This is a genomic window from Nocardioides endophyticus (assembly GCF_039543845.1).
In the GTDB taxonomy this organism is placed as follows: domain Bacteria; phylum Actinomycetota; class Actinomycetes; order Propionibacteriales; family Nocardioidaceae; genus Nocardioides; species Nocardioides endophyticus.
The window spans coordinates 41,749-63,273 of the sequence record NZ_BAABKN010000014.1; the positions used below are offsets into that span (position 1 = coordinate 41,749).

A 21,525-nucleotide genomic window follows, 5' to 3' on the forward strand; every position below is an offset into this window, starting at 1 on the left:
GGCTAGCGCCGCCGGACCACCTTCGTCCGCAGCGACGTCCGGACGAAGGTCTGGTACGCCGTCGCCGACGCCTCCACCCGTACGCTGACCCGCTTGCCCACCTGGCCCGGCTTCAGGGTCCAATCGTCAGGGGCAGCACCCTAGTCAGCGGGGCCTTGTCTCCGCAGCAAAAGCGACTAACTCAACTGACTAACATCGAATGGACGACCACGACGCTCTCTCCGTACGTCGTGTCCGCCCAGTCCTGCAGCGTGCCGTCGTCGTACGTGACATCGACGAGCACCCGCGGACCATCGACGTACGCGCCCTGGGCACCGGGCAGGTCCGCGACCTCGCCGCGGACGACCTCGAGCTCGGCCCCGTCGAGGCGCGCAGCCGGCGCGGGGTACGCCGGTCCCTCGACCGGCAGCGCGTCGTAGAGCGGAGCCGGGACGGCCTGCGTCGAGGTCAGGCGCTTGCCGTCCCAGGTCCCGGTGAGGGCGAACTGTCCCCAGCGGACGTCGCCCTGCTCCTCGAACATGCCGTCGTGATCACCCCAATCCCAGCCGAGCAGCTCGGGTCCACTGCACTGTGGCGGGTACGACTCGGCGACCGGACCGAGGCACACCTCGGGGGTCCCGGTGTCCATGACCGTCACGAGGCCGGCGGTGTGGACCGGGCCGGGAGCGGCCGGCACCGCGGTCGGGCGACCGGCGCTCGGTCGCGGTGCTGCCGGGTCCGTCGCGGTGGCGTCGCCGTCGCTTCCGCACGCGGCGAACAGCGCGGCGGTCAGGAGCAGGGCAGCACCGGCAAGGGCGGTCTTCATGCCGGTACGACGCGTTCGCCCGAGGTCTGGTTCCGGTGCAGACCTCAGATCAGGGCAGGCGGTCGACCAGCTCGGCGATCTCGACCCGGGCGCCGGTGTAGAACGGCACCTCCTCACGGACGTGCCGACGAGCCTCGGAGCCGCGCAGGTGCCGCATCAGGTCCACGATGCGGGAGAGGTCGTCGGCCTCGAACGCCAGGATCCACTCGTAGTCGCCGAGCGAGAAGCTGGCGACCGTGTTGGCGCGGACGTCCTTGTAGTCACGGGCCATCTTGCCGTGGTCGGCGAGCATCCGGCGGCGCTCGGAGTCCTCGAGGAGGTACCACTCGTAGGACCGTACGAAGGGGTAGACCGAGACGTGCTTCTTCGGCTCCTCGTCGCTCAGGAACGCCGGCACGTGGCTCTTGTTGAACTCCGCCGGGCGGTGCAGCGCCATCTGCGACCACACCGGGGAGAGTCGCATGCCGAACGCCGTACGGCGGAAGCGGTTGTAGGCGGCCTGCAGCTCCTCGGACGTGGTGGCGTGCCACCAGACCATCAGGTCGGCGTCGGCACGGATGCCGCTGACGTCGTACACGCCGCGGACGACGACGTCGGCCTCGGCGAGCTCGGCGAAGAGCTTCTCGACCTCGGCAGCCTCGGCCGCCCGGTCGGCGTCCTCGTCGTCCGAGAGAGTGATGTCGAGGCGGAACACCGACCACATCGTGTAGCGGATGGTGTCGTTGATGTCGCGGGCCTGCTGTGCCTTGGAGCTCATGCGTCCATTGTGACGCGCCCTCACTCGCGGCCGTAGCCCGCCTCCTCCCGGGCCGGGATGATCGCCTCGGCCCGGCCGGCGGCGTGCGGCTTGGCGTAGATGCCCGAGACGGCGTTGCGCACGGTCTGTTGGAGACGTAGAGCTCCCCCGCGATGGCGTCGTTAGACTTGCCGACCGCGAGCAGCCGCAACACGTCGCGCTCCCGGTCGGTGAGGTCGGGGAACGGCTCGGGCTGTACGTCGCCAAGCTCGTCGCGGCCTACGCCGAGCGCACGACTGTCGAGGGGACCCCGGTGGTCTGATCTCCCGTCGAGTGACGCGAGATCGCCCTCACTCGAGCCTTGTTGGGGCGAATTCGCGTCACTCGACGATCCTGGCGGCAGCCAGGTGCGCCGACGCGATCACAGCGGGGATGCCGACACCGTCGTAGGCGGCACCGCAGAGGGCGAGGCCGGGTACGGCGGCGACAGCCGCGCGGATCCGGGCGACCCGGTCGAGGTGGCCGACGGCGTACTGCGGGAGCCCGCCGCCCCAGCGCTGCACATGGGTGTCGACGGGCGCGGCCCGGACCCCCGCAGCGTCGCGCAGGTCGGCGAGCGACCAGGCGACCAGATCCTCGTCGGAGGTCTGGAGCGCGGTCTCCTCGCCGTACCGGCCCAACGAGGTGCGCAGCAGGAGCAGCCCGTCGCCCGCCTCACGCACCCAGCCCCACTTGGCGAAGGAGAAGGTCGCCGCCTTGATCCGGTGCCGCTCGAGCGGCGGGACCAGGAAGCCGGAGGAGTCGGTGGCGGCGAGCTCGGGCACCGACGACGCGTCGAAGGCGAAGGTCACCACCGCCATCGACGCGTACCCGATCCCGGCGAGCTCGACCGCGGCCACCGGCGCGACCGAGCCGAGGAGCCGGGCAGTCGGTGCCGCCGGGGTCGCCAGTACGACGGCGTCCGCGGTGACCAGCTCCGGCGAGGTCGTCGACCCGATCGTCAGGGAGAAGCCCGCGGCGGTGCGGACCAGCTCGCGCACGGTGGCATCGACCCGGACATCCAGCCCATCGGCCAGCGCCGTCGGCAGCTGCCCCATGCCACCGGGGATGCCGGCGAAGACCGGCGCGTCGGAGACGGGTACGGCGGCCCCCTGCTCCAGCACCGACCCGCGGCCGGCGTACGCGACCAGCTGGGGTACGGCGGCCCGGGCGGAGATCAGCCGGGCGTTGCCGGCGTACACCCCACCGAGCAGCGGCTCGACGAGCCGGTCGGTGACCTCCGGGCCGAAGCGCCGGTCGACCAGTGCACCGACGGAGACGTCGTCGACCAGCGGCTCCGGCGGGAGTCCCGGCTCGCGACGGACCCGCTCCAGGCCCTCGGGCGAGAGCACGCCCGACGCGGCGAGCTGGTCGAGGTCGAGCGGGACACCCATCAGCGAGCGTGGCAGCGGACGGAGCGAGCCGCCGGTCCAGATGCGCGACGAGGCGGAGGTCGGGTGCACGATCGGCAGGCCGAGCGAGCGCGCCAGCTGGATCCCTTCGGGCCGGCGGTTGAGCATCGCCTCGGCGCCGACGTCGACGCTCACTCCGCCGACGGTGGCCCGCAGCAGCTTGCCGCCGACGCGCGCCGACGACTCGAGCACGAGCACGTCGTGGCCGGCGGCGACCAGGTCGCGGGCCGCGGTCAGCCCGGCGACTCCGGCGCCGACCACCACGACTGTGCCCATGCCCTCACTCTGCCAAAGGCCAGCCCGGACCGCGGCGACGGGTGCGGCCGCCACGGCCCGGGGGTTCAACCCACCGCGGTCACGCGGAGTCGGCGAGAGTGCCGAACGCGCTGCGGTGGAAGACGAGTGGCCGTGCTGTGTCGGCGTGCTCGATCGCGTGCAGCTGGAGCAGCACGATGGTGTGGTCGCCGGCCTCGACCTCGCGGTAGACCGAGCAGTCGAACATCGCGAGGCCGTCGTCCAGCGTGACGGCGCCGTCGCCGGTCGCGGTGACGGCGATCCCGTCGAAGCGGTGCTCGACGGGGCCGGCCAGCTGGCGGCAGACCGCGCCGTGGTGGTCGGCGAGGATCGTGACGCCGAGGTGCGCCGCCTGCCGCAGGGTCGGCCAGGTCTTCGAGGTGTTGGCGACCGAGAACGACACCAGTGCCGGCTCGAGACTCACGGAGGTGAAGGAGCTCGCGGCGAGCCCGACCAGCTGCCCGTCGACCTCGGAGGCCACGGCGACCACGCCGCTCGGGAAGACGCCGAAGGCCTCGCGGAGCCGCACCGCGTCGAGGTCCTGGTTGGTGGTCAACACGGTGTCGACAGGCGCTGGGGTGGTCATGCCGAGCCCCCGGTCCTGCTCCCGAGCAGCGCGGTGACCGCGGGCTTCGAGATCTCGAGCCAGTGGGCGTACGCCGCCGGGTCGTCGTACGCCGAGTCCACGACGTAGAGGCCCTTGGTCGCGACCACGCCGCCGATCTCGGTGAGCACCGGGCGCAGCGACAGCTCCGGCGCGAGCGCGTGGCCCGGGCCGGCGCCGAGCATGAGGGGCACGGCGACGCCACGCAGCCCATCGGTCGCGAACCGGTCGAGGAAGAGCTTGAGCAGCCCGGTGTAGGTCCCCTTGTACGTCGGCGACGCGAAGACCACGAGGTCGGCGGACCCGACAGCGGCGACCAGCCCGGCCACTGTCTCGTCCTTCCAGTCGAGGATCGCCGCGCCGAGGTCGGCGAGGTCGACGACGAGCTCCGGCGCCTGGCCGGACAGCTCGGTGGCGACGTACGTCGCTGCGTCGAGCGTGCGGCTCTTCGGCTTGGGGTTGCCCACCACCACCGCCACCTCGAGGGCTCCCGTGCGGGTCACGACGCGGCAGCCTTCGACGAGCCGAACGGCACGGCGGCCGTGGTCGACTGCTGCGGCTCCGGATGCTCCCAGAGACCGCGCCGAGCCAGCTCGGGCAGCACGCCCTCGCCGAACCAGTAGGACTCCTCCAGGTGCGGATAGCCGGACAGCACGAACTCGTCGATGCCGACCGCCTGGTACTGCTCGATCAGGTCGGCGATCTCCGCGTCGCTGCCGACCATCGCGGTGCCCGCGCCACCGCGGACCAGACCGATGCCGGCCCAGAGGTTGGGGTGGATCTCGAGCCCGTCCTTGCAGCCCTGGTTGAGCTCGAGCATCCGGGCCTGGCCGACGGACTCGCTCTTCTTCAGGCCGGCCTGGACCCGGGCGACGTCCTCGTCGGAGATCCCGGCGAGCAGTCGATCCGCCTCGGCCCAGGCGGCTTCGGAGGTGTCGCGCGCGATGGTGTGCAGCCGGATGCCGAAGCGGATCTGGCCCTCACGCCCCTCGTCGGCCGCGAGCTTGCGGATCCACTCGACCTTCTCGGCCACGGCCGCCGGCGGCTCGCCCCAGGTGAGGTAGACGTCGACGTGCTTGGCCGCGACCTTCCCGGCCGCCGGCGACGAGCCACCGAAGTAGATCTCGGGCAGCGGGTCGGGGATCTGGCTGAGCACGGCCTCCTCGACGTGCAGGTGCTCGCCCTCGAAGGTCACCGGCTCGCCGGTCCAGAGCTTGCGCACGATCGTGAGGAACTCGTCGCACCGCTCGTAGCGGCCGTCCTTGTCGAGGAAGTCGCCGAACATCCGCTGCTCGTGGCTCTCCCCGCCGGTGACGACGTTGAGCGCGAGCCGCCCGCCGGAGAGGTTCTGGAAGGTCCCGGCCATCTGGGCCGCGATGAGGGGCGAGGTCAGGCCGGGACGGAACGCCACCAGGAACTTGAGCCGCTCGGAGACCTGGCTCAGCATCGCCGTGGACACCCAGGCGTCTTCGCACCAGGCACCGGTCGGAGTCAGCGCAGCCTCGAAGCCCAGCTGCTCGGCGCTGCGCGCGATCTGGCCGAGGTAGGGCACGGACGCCGGGCGACCAGAGGGGCCGGCCTCGACACCGTGGCCGCCGCCGACGACCTGACGGCCGTCGCCGCCGTTGGTGGGCAGGAACCAGTGGAACTTCAACATGGGTTGCCTTTCGTCTTGCGGGTCTCGACAAGCTCGATCACCGGGATCACAGCTGGCCGTGGTTGGGGGGCAGCGTCCCGTCGACGGCGTACCGCCCGAGGTGCTGAACCTTCCACAACGCGGGGTCGTGCAGGGTGTGCGTGCGTGCGTTGCGCCAGTGGCGGTCGAGGTTCAGCGAGCCCAGCGCGGAGCGAGTGCCGAACCCCGGCGTCCGGATAGCGGCGGCTCTTGGTGGTCACGAACGCCGCGGCCTCGTCGAGCGCGGCCCGGGCGATGCCGGCATCGATCGCGGCGTGCAGCAGCTGCGCGAACGCGCCGTACGTCTGCGGGCCCTCGAAGGTGTGGTGGTACGGCGTGATCCGCGACGTGTGCACGGCGACGTTGCGCAGCTGCACGGAGCCACTGGCGGTGGTCCGCTGGCCCATGCCGTCCCAATCGTCGACCACGGTGACGCCGTCGGCACGCCGGTCGACCCACGCCACGTGCATCGGCCCGTCCTCACCGAGGTGGGCGAGGACCGGGATCCAGTCCGCGAAGAGGGCGCCGGTGCTGTAGCCCTTGTCACCGTCGAGGCGCCACAGGTCCTCGCCGGCCGGGCGCAGCGTGGTGCGGTAGTCACGCACGTGCTTGGTGCCCACCTCGGACTGCGCGTTGCCGAACCGCCTGCCCTCCAGCGCCTCCCCGAAGAAGAACGCCTGCTGGGAGCGGGTGCCCCGGTGGCGCATCGCGTTGACGTAGACGAAGTGGCTGTGCGGGATCTGTGCGACGTTGGGGTCGCCGATCGCGAGCAGCCGGAACACCTCGGCGACGGCACCGGCGGGCAGGTCGGCGCCGCCGTACTCGCACGGGACGGTGATGCCCAGGAGACCGGACGCCGACAGCACCGCCAGCTGCTCGACCGGCAGGATCCGGAGAGCGTCCCGCTCGGCGGCACCCACGGCGAGCTCGGCGGAGACGGCAGCCGCGGCCGACACCGCCGACGCCGCGTCGAGCACGGGTACGGCGTGGTCGAGCTCGTCGAACGTCGTCGCTGCGCTCATCATGACTTCCTCCCCGGCCGATCGCTTATGTCTATCAGATTGCTTGACTTATAGTCGGAATGCAAGGCCAGGCGGGTCACCGTGCCGACGGTTCCGTCGAGAGGGTGACAGGCAGTGCCTTCCACAACGCCCCAACAGGAGGAGACCGGGTGCGTATCGAACAGCTGGAGTACCTCGCGGCGGTGACCCAGCACGGGTCGCTGCGCCGCGCGAGCGAGCAGCTGCACATCTCGCAGCCGGCGCTCAGCGAGGCGGTCACGAAGCTCGAGCGCGAGCTCGGGGTCACCCTCCTGGACCGGCGCCGCTCCGGAGCGCGAATCAGTCAGCGCGGTGGCGAGCTCCAGCAGTACATGGTCGAGGTGCTCGAGGCCGTCGACCGCCTGCGCACCGCCGCGGGCGACCAGCAGGCCGGGCACCCGGTGGTCCGCATCGGCACCGTGAGCACGGCGACGTCGACCCTGCTGGTGCCGGCGGTGCGGGAGTTCCGTGGCACCCACAGCGGCAGCACCGTCGAGGTCCTCAACCTTCAGCAGGCCGAGATCGACCAGGGCTTGCGGGAGGGCATCCTCGACCTCGGCCTGGTCAACACGCTCGCCGGCGACGACCCGCCGACCGACCTCGTCAGCACCACCCTCGTGCACGGCCGGCCGGTCGCGGTGCTGTCGGCCGGGCACCCGCTGACGGCGTACGACGAGGTCACCCCCGACCAGCTGCGCGCCGAGCCGTTCGTTGCGATGCGCGCGGGCTATCTGATGCACCGCTTCGTCCACCGGCTCTTCGGGCAGGACATGCCGTCGGTCTCGTACACGACCGACGGCGCCGAGCTCGGCAAGATCATGGTCGCCGAGGGACTCGGCCCGACCGTACTGCCGGACTACAGCGTCGTCGGAGACCCGATGGAGCGCGCCGGGCTGATCACCTACCGCCCGCTCGCCGGTGACCGCACGTCGGTCAGCCTGGTGCTGCGGCAACGCCGCCAGCAGCACGTGCCGCGGGCGGTGCGCGACCTCGAGACCGCGCTCCTCAGCCTGGCGCGGGCGCATCGGAACGGCTCTACTGGAACGGATCGGTCGGAACCGAACGGGAGCCGGTGACGTCCGAGCGGACATGACCCTGACACCCGCCCGCATCCTGATCCCGGCGCTGCTCGTCGCGGCGCTCGCCCTGACCGGCTGTGCCTCCGGCAACGACGACTCGGACGACGGCGGGTCGAGCGCCGGCGTCCCCGACGCCCCGGCCCCCGCGTCCCAGCAGCGAGAGCTCGCCAACGCTTTGGAGGGGGACGTCGACGCCGAGCTCGCCGACGAGGCCGCCGCCGACAGCGACTCGGCCGGGAAGCCCGCCGAGTCCGCCGCGAAGTCCGACACCTACACCGCCCCGGAGCAGGCGCTGATCCGCAAGGGCAACGTGGCGCTGCGCGCCGACGACGTCGGGAGGGCGCAGATCGAGGTGCAGAAGGTCGTCGACAAGCATGCCGGGCAGGTCACCGACGAGAAGTCACAGTCCGACGACGACGGCAAGGCGGCGTTCACCAGGATGGTCCTGCGGGTCCCCTCGGAGGACTTCCCGAAGGCGGTCGAGGAGCTCAAGGAGATCGGCGAGCTGGAGTCGGCCACCACCAACCAGGACGACGTCACCTCCGAGGTGATCGACGTGCAGACCCGGCTGAAGGTGCAGAAGCGCAGCATCGCGCGGATCTCGGTGCTCTTCCAGCGGGCGCAGAACATCCGCGACATCATGGCGATCGAGTCGGAGCTCTCGCAGCGGCAGGCGGACCTCGAGGCGCTCGAGCAGCAGGCGGCGTACCTCGCCAACCAGACCTCGCTGTCCACGATCGTGGTCAGCATCGACCTGATCCCGGACAAGAAGGCGGAGCCGAAGGACGAGGACGACGCCGGGTTCGTGGCCGGGCTCAGCGCCGGTTGGGGCGCCCTGTCGACCTTCGCCGTCGGCCTGGCCACCGCCGTCGGAGCGCTGCTGCCATGGCTGGTCGTGCTCGGGCTGGTCGGCGTCCCGACCCTGCTGCTGGTGCGGTCGCTGCGACGTCGTACGCCGACTCCCGCCGCCGCCGAGGCGGCGCCGCCGACCGACTAGTCGAGCGAGTAGCCCTGGACGAACTCGGTCAGCCGCTTGAGCTGGTCGGGGTTCGTCGCGGGGAGCACGCCGTGGCCCAGGTTGAACACGTGGCCGCGAGCGGCGCGCCCCGCCTCGATGATCTCGCCGGCGCGGGCGGTCATCACCTCGGTCGGGGCGAAGACGAGGGTCGGGTCGAGGTTGCCCTGCACCGAGCGGTCGCCGACCCGGGCGATGGCGTCATCGAGGGGCGTGCGCCAGTCGACACCGACCACGTCGGCGCCGGCCTCCCCCATCAGGCCGAGCAGGTTCGACGTACCTACGCCGAAGTGGATGCGCGGCACGCCGAGCTCCCCGGCGCGCGCGAGCACCCGGGCGGAGTGCGGCATCACGTGCTCGCGGTAGTCGCGGGGGGTGAGCGCGCCGGCCCACGAGTCGAAGAGCTGGATCGCCGAGGCCCCCGCCTCGACCTGCACCTCGAGGTAGGCCGCCGAGATGCCGGCGATCTTGCGCATCAGCGCGTCCCAGACGTCGGGGGCGCCGAACATCATCGCCTTGGTCTTCGCGTGGTCCTTCGAGGGACCGCCCTCGACGAGGTACGACGCGACCGTGAACGGCGCACCCGCGAACCCGATCAGCGGCGTGCCACCGAGCTCTCCGACCAGCTCGCGCACGGCGGCGGTGATGAACGGCACCTGCTCAGGCGTGAGGTCAGGGATCGCCGCGACGTCGGTGAGGGTGCGCACCGGGCTCGCGACGACCGGGCCGATGCCGGGCTTGATGTCGAGATCGACGCCGATGGCCTTGAGCGGCAGCACGATGTCGGAGAAGAAGATGGCGGCGTCGACGCCGTACCGGCGGACCGGCTGGAGGGTTATCTCCACCACCAGGGCGGGGTCCATGCAGGACTCCAGCATGCCCACGCCCTCGCGGACGGCGAGGTACTCCGGCAGCGACCGACCCGCCTGGCGCATGAACCAGACCGGCGTGTGCGGCACCGGTTGGCCGCGGACCGCCTTGAGGAAGGCGCTGCTCGCGAGGTCGTCATGCGGGTCGGGCATGACCGAAGCCTCGCAGGTCAGTCGGCGTGTTCGCACATCCGCAGCGCGCGGACCGACCTACTGTGAACACATGGTGGTCGGTCAGGAGACACACCCGGCGACGGGTGCGAGCGCGGCTCCGGTCGAGTTCCGTGAGGCCGTGGCCACGATGCACGCTGCCCGGTTGCGCCCGGAGATCCTCTGCGAGGAGATGCCGGCGCCACAGCGAATCGCCCCGTGGGCGTCGGCGCTGTCCGCCGACGTCACCGTCGACGGCGTCGACGTCGGGACCGGCCGGATCATCCTGCTGCACGACCCCGCCGGCAACGAGGCGTGGTCGGGCACCTTCCGCTGCGTCGCCTACGCCCGCGCCGAGGTCGACCTCGAGCTGATCACCGACCCGATGCTGGCGATGGTCGGCTGGACCTGGCTGACAGAGGCACTGGACGAGCACGGCGCGGCGTACCTCGCCGCCTCGGGCACAGTCACCCGGGTCGCGACCGAGAGCTTCGGCGGGATGGCCGACGAAGGTGGGACCGCCCAGATCGAGATCCGCGCCTCCTGGACGCCGGTGACGCCCGATGACGCCCCCGATCTGGCGCCGCTCGACCTCGCTCCCCACGTCGAGGCCTGGGGCGAGCTCCTGTGCACCTCGGCCGGACTTCCTCCCGTGCCCGACGGCGTGGCCCTGATGCCCAGCCGCCGCGGCCAACGGGGCGGCGGACGCTGACCTGATGTCCGACGAAGAAGTAGGCACCACCCCCGCTCCACCCTCGGAAACGACACCTGAGACGGCGCCGCCGCCGATGCTCACCCTGCGCGACGGCATGCCGCCGCTGGTCGAGACGCCACCGGCCCTCGCCGAGATGTGCGAGCTGCTCGCTGCAGGCACCGGGCCGGTCGCCATCGACGCCGAGCGCGCGTCCGGCTACCGCTACTCCTCGCGGGCCTACCTGATCCAGCTGCGCCGCGAGGGCTCCGGGTCGTTCATGGTCGACCCGATCGGCTTCGAGTCGCTCGAACCGCTGCATCGCACGCTCGAGGGCACCGAGTGGATCCTGCACGCCGCGACCCAGGACCTGCCGTGCCTCAACGAGGTCGGGCTCTACCCCACCGCACTCTTCGACACCGAGCTCGCCGGCCGTCTGCTCGGCTATCCTCGCGTCGGCCTGGCCACCCTGGTCGAGACGCTGCTCGGCTTCCGCCTGGCCAAGGAGCACTCCGCCGTCGACTGGTCGACCCGACCGCTGCCGTTGCCGTGGCTGGAGTACGCCGCGCTCGACGTCGAGGTGCTGGTCGAGCTGCGTGACCTGCTGGCCGCCGAGCTCATCGAGACCGGCAAGGACGAGTGGGCCCGCCAGGAGTTCGACTACCTGCGCAGCTTCGTCCCCGCCGTACGCACCGATGCCTGGCGCCGGACGTCCGGGGTGCATCGGGTGCGCGGTCGACGCGCGCTGGCCGCCGTACGCGAGCTCTGGGAGACCCGCAACGAGATCGCCGAGCAGCGCGACGTGACGCCCGGCCGGATCCTCCCCGACGCCGCGATCGTGGTCGCCGCCACCGCACTGCCGACCGACCGCGACGCCCTGATGGCCACGAAGGGCTTCCACGGCCGCGGTGCCGACCGCTACGCCTCCCGCTGGGTCGCCGCTCTCAACCGCGCCGCCCAGATGGACGAGGAGGACCTGCCGACCCGCACCCCCCGCGGTGACGGGCCACCGCTGCCGCGCGCCTGGGCAGAGAAGGACCCCGTCGCCGCCCGCCGGCTCGTGCTGGCTCGCGAGGCGCTGACCGCCGTCGCCGAGGAGCACCACCTCCCCGTCGAGAACGTCCTCACCCCCGACTACCTGCGCCGCACGCTCTGGACTCCACCGAAGGCGCGCGAGCCCGAGGCGCTCGCCGCCGCCGTCGCGGACCAGCTCGCCGGGTACGGCGCGCGCCCGTGGCAGGTCGAGCTCGCCGGCCCGGTCCTGGTCGACGCGATCCTCACCGCCGACGCCGAGCCCGAAGTCGTCGTACCTCCCGCCGCCCTGACCGACGACTGAACGTCAGGTCTGGACTCGGCGAGCGAGGAAGACCAGTTCCTTCCCGGGCCGCTCCGGAGCATCGCGCACCTCGTCGACCTGGAAGCCGTGCGCGGCGAGGTCCGCCTCGTCTCCTCCCGAGGACGGAAGCGCAGCGTGGAGGGAGCCAAGCCAGGTGTGGATCGGGCTAGGCCCGGTCAGGTGAGCGCACGGCGGTGACGCGGGTCGCGAGCTGGGTGACATCGGATGAGCAGCGTCGGTGGACGTGACGTCTGATGGCATGCTCCTGAGAGCGCGATCCGCACCAGGAGGGCACCATGGCCGCAACCAGTGTCCTTCGAGTGCGGCACCGACTGGCCGAACTCGCCGAAGCCCACGATGTCCCGGGTGCGTCGGTCTCGGTGTTCGCCGACGGTGAGGTCGTCGACGCGGCCGTGGGGACGGTCAACCTCCGGACTGGCGTCGAGGTGCGGCCCGATTCGCCGTTCATGATCCAGTCGATCACGAAGGTGTGGACCGCGACCCTCGTGATGCAGCTGGTCGACGAGGACCTCGTCGCCCTGGACGAACCCATCACCCGATACCTGCCCGGCTTCCGGACCGCCGACCGGCCGGCGAGCGCAGGCATCACGGTCCGCCACCTGCTCACGCACACCGGCGGCTTCGAGGGTGACCTCTGGGCTGCGACGACCACCGATGACGACGCACTGAAGCTCTTCGTCGACGAGCACGTCTCACGTGCCACCCAGTACCTCGAGCCGGGTCGCGCCTACTCCTACTGCAGCGCGGGTCTCGGAGTGCTGGGACGGCTGGTCGAGGCGCTCCGCGGCACGACGTACGCCGTGGCCCTGCGTCGCTACCTGACCGATCCACTCGGCGTCGACGAGGTGGCCTTCGATGCTGGTGAGGCGATGGGCTTCCGCACCGCGATCGGCCATGTCCGTCCCGGACCGGGCGAGCCGTTGAGAACGCTGCCGACCTGGGCCGTGCTGCCGCTGTCCAACCCTGCCGCCGGCAACCAGCTCGCCATGCCGGCACGCGGTCTGATCGAGTTCGCTCAGATGCACCTGGCTGACGGTCGGGCACCGCGGGGAGCCCGGCTGCTCTCGGCTGAGAGTGCCCGGATGATGCGGACGCCTCAAGTCGCCGTACCGGCGACCTTCGGCGGACCCGTGGACCAGGGTCTGGGGTGGCGACTCACGGCCGCGGGGCGCGTGGCTGAGCACGGCGGCGACGCCCCAGGATGCGCAGCGATGCTGCGACTGGTGCCGGATCGGCAGGTCGCTGTCGCAGTGTTGGGCAATGGCGGCGACATGACCGGCCTGGTGAGTACATTGTGCGACGAGCTGCTCAGCGAACTGGCCGGCGTCGCACCGCGGGTGCTCGGCTCGGTGCCGCACCAGACAGCTGTCGATGACCCGGACCGCTACTGCGGGAGGTACGAGCTCCGCAACCGGGTCGCCGAGGTCTCCACCGACGATCAGCGGCGCCTGTGGCTCACCCAAGAGGAGCGCAACGAAGCAGCCTGGATGTCTATGCTCGCTGGCATTGACTCCCGACCGGAGACCTTCGAGCTGCGGAGGGTCGAAGGCGGGCGGTTCGCGCGGCTCGACCGTGAAGGCGAGATGGCGGGCGTCGTCGAGTTCATCGACACCGACAGCATGGGGCGGGCTCGCTTCCTGCACGACGGTCGAGCTGCGCCGAGGGTCGACTGAGCTCTAGGGCCGTCGGTGGAAGCTGACCTTGCGTCCTGGGTGTCGGGTCAGCTCGTAGGTGGGGTCGTGGGCTCGGGCGTGGTGTCTCGGGCAGAGGAGTCCGCCGTTGTGGAGGTCCGTTGCGCCACCGTCGGCCCATCGCTGCCAGTGGTGTGCGTGACACATCCAGGGTGGCCAGTCACAGCCCTCGGCGACACAGCCGCCGTCGCGGAGGGCCATCGCGAGCAGCTGGGCCTTGCTGAACAGGCGGCGGGCACGTCCGACATCGAGGACCTGGGAGTCGCCGTCGAGGACGACGGGGATGATCCGGGCGGTGCAGGCGAGCCGGCGTGCTTCCCTCGGGCTGATCCGGTCGCCGGTGTCGAGGAGACCGGCCTTCGCCAGCTTCCCGGTGAGGGTGTCGAGGTCGATGGTCACGACGATGGTGGCGTCGGTGCCGCCGACCTTCGGCAGGTGCTTGGCGGTGATGCGTTCGATGAGCTCGGCCAACGCCCTCCCCAGCCGCTCCGGCCCCGGCCGGCGTTCCACACCTGCGCCCGCACCGTGGGTCGCGGCCTGGTGCTTGGGGGCGGCGATCGCCAGCAGCATCTTCCGCAACCTGGCGGCCTGCGCCGTGGGCAGGGTGAACCGTCCGTAGGTCTTGCCGTGCCCGTCGTCGGTCATCGTCAACCGGGCCGCCAGGGCCGCCTTGGCCTCTTCCCTCTCGAGGAGGTCGGCCTCGTGGGCATCGGCCAGCTCGGGTGCCACCACCTCGAGCAGCCGGTGGCCGAGGATCCTCAGGGTGCGGGCGTCGTGCTCCTGCGCCGCGGCGACCAGGTGCCGCTCGGCTCTGATCACCAGGTCCGGGTCCAGGTCCTCGGGCAGGTCCTTGACCGCGCGGATGATCACCTGGGCCTGCTCGACCCGCAGATCCCCGCGCGCCAACGCGGCACGGACCAGGTCGTGCGTGGCCAGGTCGTAGCCCAACCGCACCGTCCGCGCAGCCGCCGGGCGGGTCTCCTTCACCGTGTGCGCGAGCCAGTTCGCCGTCGACGTGGCACCCACCTCCTGGCCGACCTGCAGCTCGTCGGCGTGCGCCGCGACCCGGGACCGCAGTTCGGCGACCTGCGCTTCGAGGCGGGTCAGCTCCACCAAAGTCGATGCGGTCTCGGCAGCATCCATCGACCACACCGACGCGTCGACCAGGGTGTCGACGATGTGGCGCAGGTGCGCGGTCGCCGAGGCCACCTGGTGGCGAGGTGTGGTCATCGCGGTCATGGGTCCAGCCAACCCGTTCCCACCGATGTCCGCATCCCGGCGCCGTCGGCCCGTGGACAACGCTGCCGCAAGCAGCGTTGTGGACGACAAGTGGCCCGGGTGGTGGTGGCTTCGAGGCTCGGGCCCGGCGGCCCTCACACCTCAACCACCGTGGCCCAAACGCGGCACACCGGTCCGACCAGGGGGCCGGCGTCCATCCGATAGGCGCGCTCTTCTCGGCTGGAGACGGTGGGGTCAAGGGCGCGAAGCGGCGAAGCGAACCCTTGACCCCACCGGCGGAAGCCGCACCATGGCGCCGTACGGAAGGACGACGAACCAGCACACCCCGACACTCACCGCGGGCCTGGCGGCCCTCACACCTCAACCACCGGGTGCTTACTCCGAAGGTGACTCCGACGGGCTGGGGGCGTCCGCGGCCGACTCGGGGTCGAGGACCGGCTTGGACTCGTCATCGATCTGGGTCGTGATCGCGTCGAGGTCGAGGACACCGACGCCATAGACCATCTGCTCCAGGCTCGGAGCGACGGTCTCCTCGAGCTCCGGCATGGTGTCGATCAGTGGCGGCTCCACCATCGAGCGGACGCTGGAGTTGAAGAACGTGGCGTGCTCGGGGCGGCGGCCGGGCTGCAGGAAGTCGTCGGCGAGCGCGACCTCGACGTTGGCGGGCTGCAGGTAGCCGGTACTCGCGACCAGGCCGACCCAGTCGGAGGAGACCTCGTGGACGATGAAGTCCGCGGCGATGGCAGGGCTCGCCGTCTGCGCCGACATGCACAAGGCGGTCACGTCGCCGACGGTCGCGGCGCCGTCGAGCTTCGGCATCGGCATCACGTCGAAGTCGAGGTTGTTCTTCTGGCGCAGGATCGGCGTCAGTGAGCGGTCGCCGGCGATCATGCCGAGCTTGCCACGCAGGAACCACCGCAAGGCCGCCGCCTGGTCGAGCTGGGACTCGTCGAGCGTCACCTGCGGGTTGCGGAGCAGCTCGAGGGTGCGTTCGAGTGCGTCCTTGCTGCTGTCACTGGAGAACGCGAGCGACGTCGGCGGGTCGGCTTCGTCGAAGACAGTGCCACCACCGGAGAGGATGAAAGGCGACAGTCCGTCGATCGTCGGCGCGATGTGCACGCCCTTGGACCCGCGGGCCGGCCGGCTGGCGAACTCCGCCGCGGCGGTGAACTGGTCGAAGGACCAGCTGGTCGCTTCCTCGTCGGGCGCGTCCAGGCCGCGGTTGCGCATCCGGTCGAAGTTGACCAGCCGCTTGTTGTAGTAGATGACCTTCGGCGTAACGCCGTACGGCATGCACTGCAGGTGGTCGTCGGTGCTGAGCGCCTGCAGGGCGTCGCGCGAGTAGGTGTCGCCGAACTCGACACCGCGCTCGTCGAGCAGCTCGTCGACCGGCTGGGTGTAGCCGTTCTCGAGCAGCCACGACAGGTCGGACCGCGACGACATGAAGATGTCGGGGACGGCCGCGCCACCCTCGATGTCGGCGCGCATCGCGGCCTGGGTCGGCCAGCTCTCAATGGTGACGTCGGTGGAGTCGGGGTCGAGGTTCCAGGCATCGACGGTGGCCCGGAACGCCCGCTGGACGTCGCGCGGCCCCACGACACCGAACACGAGCTTGTCCGGAGGTGCCGTCGAGCTCGGGCTCGGGGTGGGAGGAGTCGGGTCGTCCGGCGAGTCGTCCGTGCAGGCGGCGGTGGCCAACACCGACGCCACGGCAACGCACGCCAGCAGTCCCCGGGTAACCCTCACCAGACCTCCTCAGACCCGTACTCATAGGCGCGCCCGGGCAGTCCCGGGCGCCGCCCACCCTAGCGACCCAGCGGATGGAACCGGCTCGCAGCAGCCACCACTCGGTCGAACGTCACACGGTCCAGCGCCGCACCCTCACGCCGTACGGCGGACGTGTCGAGCCGGATCAGCCGATCGAGCCGGACCTCGCTGGGCCGGCGCTGCCGGTCCCACCCGCCCGCGCCGACATCCATCCAGTGCCGACCCCACCGGGCCTCGTCGGCCGCGTCGCGGTCGTGGTCCTTGCTGGTGAGCATCAGGCCCAGGAACTGACCGTCCTGGACGCCGATCAGCAGCACCGGCCGGTCCTTGCCCTGCTGCGGGTCGTCCTCGAACGGCACCCACCCCCACACGACCTCACCGGGGTCGGGGCGGCCGTCGGCGCGCGGCGCGTACGAGACGCCAGCGGGATCCGACGAGATGAGATCGGACGAGGCGGGAGCGGACGGGACAGGGCGGCGGAAGAGTCGCCGGAGCAGTCGCATGCCCGAAGCGTAGGACTCGGACCTGGATGTGCGAGCCGGAAGAAGAAGTACGCCGGACCGGGAGCGCCTCACGGCGCGTGGCCGCTCGTGGCGGCTAATTTTGGGACCCGGGGCTGCCGCGGTCCGGCGTACTCAGAGAGTCTAACCGGGTCAGGCCAGCCCTTGTTCCAGTTCGAGGTGTCCGGCTTCCTCGAGCTGCTCGGAGAGCAGCAGCATCCGCTGCACCTCCGCGTCGGTGGGGTCGCTCAACGAGGCCCGACCGGCCGCGACGACCCGCGCGAAGGCGGCCGCGCGCAGCAGCACGTCGGCGAAGTCACTTCCCGCGATCCCCCGGAGCACCTGGTCGATCATCGCCTTGAGCTGCTCCGGTCCGGGCGGGTCCGCCACTCCCGCGACCACCCGTGCGACCTGGGCACTGCGCTGCCCGGCCTCGAACTGGCGCGAGACGGCGAGCGGGTCGGCGTACACCCACGAGCGCAGCAGGTAGAGCCGCCACAGGCAGCCGGCCAGCGAGTCCGCGGGCGAGCCCGACCAGACCTCGGCGATGGTCTCGATGCCCTCGGTGTCGGCGAGGTGCAGCAGCCGCTCGGACACCTCGGCGTCGTCCGCTGCGCGCGTGCCGCGCACCAGGAGCTGCGCGGCGCGGTCGGCCGCCTCGCTGACCAGGGCCGGGTCCGTGCCGCCGACCAGCGCCTCGAAGTAGTTGGCCCCGGGCGTCATCGGGCGGTGGTGGGGGCGGTCGTTCACGCTCTGCACACTACGTGGCGAGGCTACCTCGGATGCGTTGGTCACTCACCGGGTACGGCGTCCCGAGCTGCTGGGCCCACAGCGAGACCCGGTACTCCTCGAGCATCCACCGCACCTGGCGCAGTTGCTCCCCCGGCGGCCGACCGGCCGGGAGCGCCTCGACCTGGTGCAGATAGGCGTCCTGGAGGTCGGCGACCTGGTCCATCAGCTGTCGGTCGCGGTTGAGCTGGCCGTCGAGGCGCTCCCGGCGCTGCTCGAGCGCAGTGAGGTACGTCGGGTAGCGCCGCAGCTGGGTCGCGCCGGCTTCGCCCACGAACCCGGCGTGCACCAGTCGAGCGAGCTGCGCGCGCATGTCGGTGAGGGCGGGCAGCATCAGCATCTCGGCGCGACCGCTCAGCGCCTTCTCCGCCTGCCGCCATGCACCGAGCACGCGGATCACGTCGGCCATCGTGGCGCGTAGGTGCGCCTCGTGGTCGCGCCGCGCCTCGGCCAGCAGAGCGTCGTACGACGCCCGGTCGTGCACCACCGGTCGGGCATCCACTACGGCCTGCACGACCGCGGCGCGGCAGTCCTCAAGCAGCTCGGAGACGTTCGGGTACGGCGACCCGGCGAGGCCGAGCTTCTCCACGTTGGTCAGGTCAGGGAGGATCGCCGGCACCGGCGAGGGGATGGCGAGGAGCAGCAGGCGTCGTACGCCCAGCCGATGCCGCGCCTCCTGCTCGTCCTCGGACCCGAAGACCTGCAGCCCGACCGTCGCGCCCTCGTCGACGAGGGCTGGGAAGACCCGCACCTGGTGGCCGGCCCGCACCTGCTCGAAGGACGCCTCGATCGTGTCGAAGGCCCACGTCGTCTCGCCGGTGCGCGCCAGCCCGCTGTCGGTCGCGACCTCCGCGATGGCGGCGGCGAACTGCGGCCGCAGCGGCTCCTTCAACGCCTCCAGGTCCTTGCCGCGTGCCTGCTCGTGGCCGTGCTCGTCGACGACGCGGTACGTCGGGCGCAGGTGCTCGGGGATCTTGGACCAGTCCCAGGCCTCGCGGGGCACGACGACGCCGGTCGTCGAGCGGCACCAGCGCTCGAGGGCGTCGAGCAGCGGCTCCTCCCCCGGTGGCACGGCCGCGAGGAACTCCCGCGCCTTGTTGGGCGCGGGCACGAACGTGACCCGGAGGTTCTTCGGCAGGCTGCGGATCAGGCTGGTGACCAGCTCCTCGCGCAGGCCGGGGACGTTCCAGGAGAAGTCGTCGGCCTCGACGCGGTTGAGGGTCGCGACCGGCACGTCGATGGTGAGTCCGTCGTCCGCGGCACCCGGCTCGAAGTGGTAGCTGATCGGGAAGGTGAGGCCTCCTCCGTCCCACCGCTCGGGGTAGTCGGCCTCGGTCACCTGGTCGGCCGCGTCGTGGGTCAACATCGACGGGTCGAAGTCGAGCAGGTCGGGACGCTGCCGTCGTTCGTCCTTCCACCACCGGTCGAAGTGCGCTCCACTCACCACGTCAGGGCCGACCCGGGCGTCGTAGAAGTCGAAGAGCGTGTGCTCGTCGACCACGATGTCGCGGCGGCGGGCGCGGTGCTCGAGCTCCTCGGCCTCCTCCAGCAGGCGCCGATTGGTCTCCGTGAAGCGGTGGCGGGTGTGCCACTCGCCGTACACCAGTGCGTGCCGGATGAAGAGCTCCCGGGCAAGGGGGACGTCGACCTTGCCGTAGGAGACGAGACGGTCGGCGACGAGCGGTACGCCGTACAGCGTGACGCGCTCGTGGGCCATCACGGAGGCGCGCTTCTTGGACCAGTGCGGCTCGGAGTAGGTGCGCTTGGCGAGGTCGCCGGCGAGGCGCTCGGCCCACTCGGGCTTGATCGCGGCGTTCTGCCGGGCCCAGAGGCGGCTGGTCTCGACGAGCTCGCCCGCCATCAGGAACTGCGGCTGCTTCCGAGCCAGCCCGCTGCCCGGGAAGATCGCGAACTTCGCGCCCCGGGCGCCGAGGTACTCCCGCATCGGCCGCCGGCCACCGCCGCTCCCGGTGGTCGAGCCTGTCGAGACCCGCTCCTCGAGCAGCCCGATGTGGGAGAGCAGACCCGAGAGCAGCGCCTGGTGGATCCCGTCCGCGTCCGGGTTGTCTGCCGGGTGCCCGACGTCGATCTTCATCTCCTTCGCGACCTGGCGCAGCTGGGACTCGAAGTCCTGCCACTCACGGACGCGGAGGTAGTTCAGGTACTCGCGCTTGCACATCCGGCGGAACGCCGACGAGGAGAGCTCCTTCTGCTGCTCCTTGAGGTAGCGCCAGAGGTTGAGCCAGGTCAGGAAGTCGCTCCCCTCGGCCTTGAAGCGCGCGTGCTGCTGGTCTGCCTGCGCCTGGAACTCCGCCGGTCGCTCACGCGGGTCCTGCAGCGACAGCGCAGCCGCGATCACGATCACCTCGCGCACACAGCCGAGCCGCTCGGCCTCGAGGATCATCCGCGCGAGCCGCGGGTCGATCGGCAACCGGGCCAGGCGGCGTCCGACCTTGGTGAGCCGGGCGTCTCCGGTGGATAGCGCGCCGAGCTCCTCCAGCAGCTGCACGCCGGCCGACACGTTGCGCTTGTCCGGCGGCTCCACGAACGGGAACCTGGCGATGTCGCCGAGCCCGAGCGAGGTCATCTGCAGGATCACGCTGGCCAGGTTGGTGCGCAGGATCTCCGGGTCGGTGAACTCGGGGCGGCCCTCGAAGTCCTCCTCCGAGTAGAGACGTACGGCGATGCCGGCCTCGACGCGACCGCACCGGCCCGAGCGCTGGTTGGCCGAGGCCTGGCTGATCGGCTCGATCGGCAGGCGCTGGACCTTGGTGCGCACCGAGTAGCGGCTGATCCGCGCGACGCCGGTGTCCACGACGTACCGGATGCCCGGGACGGTCAGCGAGGTCTCCGCCACGTTGGTGGCGAGCACGACCCGGCGTACCGACGCACCGTGTGAGGAGAACACGCGGTGCTGCTCGGCGGCCGAGAGTCGCGAGTAGAGGGGGACGATCTCGGTCCGCACCAGGTCCTTCATCGCGTCGGCGGTGTCGCGGATCTCTCGCTCGCCGGGCAGGAACACCAGGACGTCACCCGGCCCCTCGGCGGAGAGCTCCTTGACCGCGTCGACGATCGCCTCGGTCTGGTCACGTACGACGACCTCGCCCTCGTCGTCCTCCTCGTCGAAGGCCATCAACGGTCGATAGCGCACCTCGACCGGGTAGGTGCGCCCGGAGACCTCGATGACGGGCGCGTCGAAGTGCTTGGCGAACCGGTCCACATCGATGGTCGCCGAGGTGATGATCAGCTTCAGGTCCGGTCGCCGCGGCAGCAGCCGCTTGAGGTAGCCGAGCAGGAAGTCGATGTTGAGGCTGCGCTCGTGAGCCTCGTCGATGATGATCGTGTCGTACTTCTTGAGCATCCGGTCGCGCTGCAGCTCCGCGAGCAGGATGCCGTCGGTCATCAGCTTGACCCGGCTCGACCTCGACGTCCGGTCGGTGAAGCGGACCTGGTAGCCGACCAGGTCGCCCAGCTCGGTGCCCAGCTCGCTCGCGATCCGCTCGGCCACCGAACGTGCCGCGATCCGTCGCGGCTGGGTGTGCCCGATCAGGCCGCCACCGTCCTTGCCGCGCACGCCGCGGCCGAGCTCGAGGCAGATCTTCGGGAGCTGGGTGGTCTTCCCCGACCCGGTCTCGCCCGCCACGATCACGACCTGGTGGTCTCGGATCGCCTCGGCGATGTCGTCGCGACGCTGGCTGACCGGCAGCTCCGGCGGATACGTGATCTGGAGCTCGTCGGTCATGGCGGTTCCATTCTGCCCGGGCCGTCCACAG

At 71.3% G+C, this 21,525-nt stretch carries 18 protein-coding genes and 1 pseudogene; 5 read left to right on the forward strand and 14 right to left on the reverse strand.

The features are described 5' to 3' along the window. Positions 1 to 181: 181 nt before the first annotated feature. The 8 genes and pseudogenes from ABEA33_RS10375 to ABEA33_RS10405 form a co-directional block, all read right to left on the reverse strand. Complete coding sequence (locus ABEA33_RS10375) at positions 182 to 805, reverse strand: hypothetical protein (RefSeq protein WP_345526693.1); 624 nt, start codon at positions 803 to 805, stop codon at positions 182 to 184. Between the two features lie 49 nt (positions 806 to 854). Further along, entirely contained in the window at positions 855 to 1,562 is a 708-nt protein-coding gene (gene hemQ, locus ABEA33_RS10380) for a hydrogen peroxide-dependent heme synthase (protein WP_345526694.1), read from the reverse strand. 136 nt (positions 1,563 to 1,698) lie between these two features. Further along, positions 1,699 to 1,944 (reverse strand): annotated as a pseudogene (locus tag ABEA33_RS27445) (LuxR C-terminal-related transcriptional regulator); the annotation flags it as partial. After that, on the reverse strand, positions 1,922 to 3,268 hold the full coding sequence (gene hemG, locus ABEA33_RS10385) for a protoporphyrinogen oxidase (RefSeq protein ID WP_345526695.1): 1,347 nt from the start codon (positions 3,266 to 3,268) through the stop codon (positions 1,922 to 1,924). The gene hemG and the pseudogene ABEA33_RS27445, both read right to left, overlap by 23 nt. A 79-nt stretch (positions 3,269 to 3,347) precedes the next feature. Beyond that, on the reverse strand, positions 3,348 to 3,872 hold the full coding sequence (locus ABEA33_RS10390; protein WP_345526696.1) for a flavin reductase family protein: 525 nt from the start codon (positions 3,870 to 3,872) through the stop codon (positions 3,348 to 3,350). After that, positions 3,869 to 4,393 (reverse strand): NADPH-dependent FMN reductase, encoded by a 525-nt coding sequence (locus tag ABEA33_RS10395; RefSeq protein ID WP_345526697.1) that lies wholly within the window; start codon positions 4,391 to 4,393, stop codon positions 3,869 to 3,871. The genes ABEA33_RS10390 and ABEA33_RS10395 overlap by 4 nt, the downstream gene beginning before the upstream one ends. Beyond that, positions 4,390 to 5,547 (reverse strand): LLM class flavin-dependent oxidoreductase, encoded by a 1,158-nt coding sequence (locus tag ABEA33_RS10400; RefSeq protein WP_345526698.1) that lies wholly within the window; start codon positions 5,545 to 5,547, stop codon positions 4,390 to 4,392. Before ABEA33_RS10400 ends, ABEA33_RS10395 begins: the two co-directional genes overlap by 4 nt. Then, positions 5,541 to 6,587 (reverse strand): acyl-CoA dehydrogenase family protein, encoded by a 1,047-nt coding sequence (locus tag ABEA33_RS10405; protein ID WP_345526699.1) that lies wholly within the window; start codon positions 6,585 to 6,587, stop codon positions 5,541 to 5,543. The genes ABEA33_RS10400 and ABEA33_RS10405 overlap by 7 nt, the downstream gene beginning before the upstream one ends. Before the next feature lie 149 nt (positions 6,588 to 6,736). On the opposite strand from ABEA33_RS10405, the gene ABEA33_RS10410 reads away from it, so the two are divergent. Together ABEA33_RS10410 and ABEA33_RS10415 are read left to right on the forward strand one after the other, a co-directional pair. Further along, positions 6,737 to 7,681, forward strand: a complete 945-nt coding sequence (locus tag ABEA33_RS10410; protein WP_345526700.1) for a LysR family transcriptional regulator — start codon at positions 6,737 to 6,739, stop codon at positions 7,679 to 7,681. A gap of 13 nt (positions 7,682 to 7,694) precedes the next feature. Continuing rightward, positions 7,695 to 8,681: a DUF4349 domain-containing protein gene (locus ABEA33_RS10415; protein ID WP_345526701.1), complete on the forward strand. Its 987-nt coding sequence runs from the start codon at positions 7,695 to 7,697 to the stop codon at positions 8,679 to 8,681. On the opposite strand, the gene hemE is transcribed toward ABEA33_RS10415, so the two are convergent. Next, the gene (gene hemE, locus ABEA33_RS10420; protein WP_345526702.1) at positions 8,678 to 9,721 is read right to left on the reverse strand and encodes a uroporphyrinogen decarboxylase; all 1,044 of its coding nucleotides are present in this window, start codon (positions 9,719 to 9,721) and stop codon (positions 8,678 to 8,680) included. The genes ABEA33_RS10415 and hemE overlap by 4 nt on opposite strands. Positions 9,722 to 9,791: 70 nt before the next feature. Between hemE and ABEA33_RS10425 the strand changes: the two genes are divergently transcribed. The 3 genes from ABEA33_RS10425 to ABEA33_RS10435 all read left to right on the forward strand — a co-directional run bounded on the left by ABEA33_RS10425 (position 9,792) and on the right by ABEA33_RS10435 (position 13,439). Next, the gene (locus ABEA33_RS10425) at positions 9,792 to 10,430 is read left to right on the forward strand and encodes a DUF3000 domain-containing protein (protein ID WP_345526703.1); all 639 of its coding nucleotides are present in this window, start codon (positions 9,792 to 9,794) and stop codon (positions 10,428 to 10,430) included. Positions 10,431 to 10,434: 4 nt separating this feature from the next. Next, positions 10,435 to 11,745: a ribonuclease D gene (locus tag ABEA33_RS10430; protein ID WP_345526704.1), complete on the forward strand. Its 1,311-nt coding sequence runs from the start codon at positions 10,435 to 10,437 to the stop codon at positions 11,743 to 11,745. A 296-nt stretch (positions 11,746 to 12,041) separates the two neighbouring features. Next, positions 12,042 to 13,439 (forward strand): serine hydrolase domain-containing protein, encoded by a 1,398-nt coding sequence (locus tag ABEA33_RS10435; RefSeq protein ID WP_345526705.1) that lies wholly within the window; start codon positions 12,042 to 12,044, stop codon positions 13,437 to 13,439. A 3-nt stretch (positions 13,440 to 13,442) separates the two neighbouring features. On the opposite strand, the gene ABEA33_RS10440 is transcribed toward ABEA33_RS10435, so the two are convergent. The 5 genes from ABEA33_RS10440 to hrpA form a co-directional block, all read right to left on the reverse strand. Then, positions 13,443 to 14,696, reverse strand: coding sequence for an HNH endonuclease signature motif containing protein (locus tag ABEA33_RS10440; RefSeq protein WP_345526706.1), 1,254 nt, complete (start codon positions 14,694 to 14,696; stop codon positions 13,443 to 13,445). 375 nt (positions 14,697 to 15,071) lie between these two features. Next, positions 15,072 to 16,442, reverse strand: coding sequence for an ABC transporter substrate-binding protein (locus ABEA33_RS10445; RefSeq protein ID WP_345526707.1), 1,371 nt, complete (start codon positions 16,440 to 16,442; stop codon positions 15,072 to 15,074). Between the two features lie 59 nt (positions 16,443 to 16,501). After that, entirely contained in the window at positions 16,502 to 16,966 is a 465-nt protein-coding gene (locus tag ABEA33_RS10450) for a type II toxin-antitoxin system PemK/MazF family toxin (RefSeq protein WP_345526708.1), read from the reverse strand. 150 nt (positions 16,967 to 17,116) lie between these two features. Next, positions 17,117 to 17,713 (reverse strand): hypothetical protein, encoded by a 597-nt coding sequence (locus ABEA33_RS10455; protein ID WP_345526709.1) that lies wholly within the window; start codon positions 17,711 to 17,713, stop codon positions 17,117 to 17,119. A 10-nt stretch (positions 17,714 to 17,723) separates the two neighbouring features. Then, positions 17,724 to 21,494 carry an ATP-dependent RNA helicase HrpA gene (hrpA, locus tag ABEA33_RS10460; protein WP_345526710.1) on the reverse strand — a complete coding sequence of 1,257 codons (3,771 nt, stop codon included), beginning with the start codon at positions 21,492 to 21,494 and terminating at the stop codon, positions 17,724 to 17,726. Positions 21,495 to 21,525: the final 31 nt, after the last annotated feature.

What these genes read in the sequence shown, in the direction of transcription:
- ABEA33_RS10400 (WP_345526698.1), bottom strand. Translation starts at nt 5,547, where the DNA reads ATGTTGAAGTTCCACTGGTTCCTGCCCACCAACGGCGGCGACGGCCGT.
- ABEA33_RS10435 (WP_345526705.1), top strand. Translation starts at nt 12,042, where the DNA reads ATGGCCGCAACCAGTGTCCTTCGAGTGCGGCACCGACTGGCCGAACTC.
- hemG (WP_345526695.1), bottom strand. Translation starts at nt 3,268, where the DNA reads ATGGGCACAGTCGTGGTGGTCGGCGCCGGAGTCGCCGGGCTGACCGCG.
- ABEA33_RS10450 (WP_345526708.1), bottom strand. Translation starts at nt 16,966, where the DNA reads ATGCGACTGCTCCGGCGACTCTTCCGCCGCCCTGTCCCGTCCGCTCCC.
- ABEA33_RS10440 (WP_345526706.1), bottom strand. Translation starts at nt 14,696, where the DNA reads ATGACCGCGATGACCACACCTCGCCACCAGGTGGCCTCGGCGACCGCG.
- ABEA33_RS10390 (WP_345526696.1), bottom strand. Translation starts at nt 3,872, where the DNA reads ATGACCACCCCAGCGCCTGTCGACACCGTGTTGACCACCAACCAGGAC.
- hemQ (WP_345526694.1), bottom strand. Translation starts at nt 1,562, where the DNA reads ATGAGCTCCAAGGCACAGCAGGCCCGCGACATCAACGACACCATCCGC.
- ABEA33_RS10375 (WP_345526693.1), bottom strand. Translation starts at nt 805, where the DNA reads ATGAAGACCGCCCTTGCCGGTGCTGCCCTGCTCCTGACCGCCGCGCTG.
- hemE (WP_345526702.1), bottom strand. Translation starts at nt 9,721, where the DNA reads ATGCCCGACCCGCATGACGACCTCGCGAGCAGCGCCTTCCTCAAGGCG.
- ABEA33_RS10415 (WP_345526701.1), top strand. Translation starts at nt 7,695, where the DNA reads ATGACCCTGACACCCGCCCGCATCCTGATCCCGGCGCTGCTCGTCGCG.
- ABEA33_RS10430 (WP_345526704.1), top strand. Translation starts at nt 10,435, where the DNA reads ATGTCCGACGAAGAAGTAGGCACCACCCCCGCTCCACCCTCGGAAACG.
- ABEA33_RS10425 (WP_345526703.1), top strand. Translation starts at nt 9,792, where the DNA reads ATGGTGGTCGGTCAGGAGACACACCCGGCGACGGGTGCGAGCGCGGCT.
- hrpA (WP_345526710.1), bottom strand. Translation starts at nt 21,494, where the DNA reads ATGACCGACGAGCTCCAGATCACGTATCCGCCGGAGCTGCCGGTCAGC.
- ABEA33_RS10405 (WP_345526699.1), bottom strand. Translation starts at nt 6,587, where the DNA reads ATGAGCGCAGCGACGACGTTCGACGAGCTCGACCACGCCGTACCCGTG.